Source organism: Aquimarina sp. U1-2 (genome assembly GCF_017897595.1).
Classification (GTDB): Bacteria; Bacteroidota; Bacteroidia; order Flavobacteriales; family Flavobacteriaceae; genus Aquimarina.
In genome coordinates this window covers 1-347 of record NZ_JAGKIK010000121.1, presented here as the reverse complement: position 1 = coordinate 347, position 347 = coordinate 1, and the positions used below count along the sequence as shown (strand labels likewise).

At 30.3% G+C, this 347-nt stretch carries 1 protein-coding gene; it reads left to right on the top strand.

Annotated elements, in window-relative coordinates; all coding sequences use genetic code 11:
* The coding region (locus J8281_RS19310) for a sensor histidine kinase (RefSeq protein WP_210199268.1) at positions 1 to 347 on the top strand (347 nt) is incomplete at both ends.

The following is a 347-nucleotide window of genomic DNA, read 5'->3' as shown; positions in this document are numbered from 1 at the left end:
ATCTAAAACACTCTGAGGACACGAAAAAACTAGAAACCAAGATTTTAGAAACTCAATTAAAACTTAAAGATCAAGAGTTGAATTACTTAAAAATGCAGATTCATCCGCACTTCCTATTCAACACCCTAAATACTATGTATGGTTTTGCTTTAAAAAAAGCAGATGAAACACCGGAGATGATTTTAAAGCTATCCAATTTACTGGATTATTTGTTGTATCAGGTAGATAAACCTTTTGTGGCTTTAATAGATGAAATTAATCATATTGATGATTATATTGAATTGGAAAAAATGCGCTTCAATGACACGCTTCAGGTAAACTTCAACACAGAAAATATTTTAGAAGAT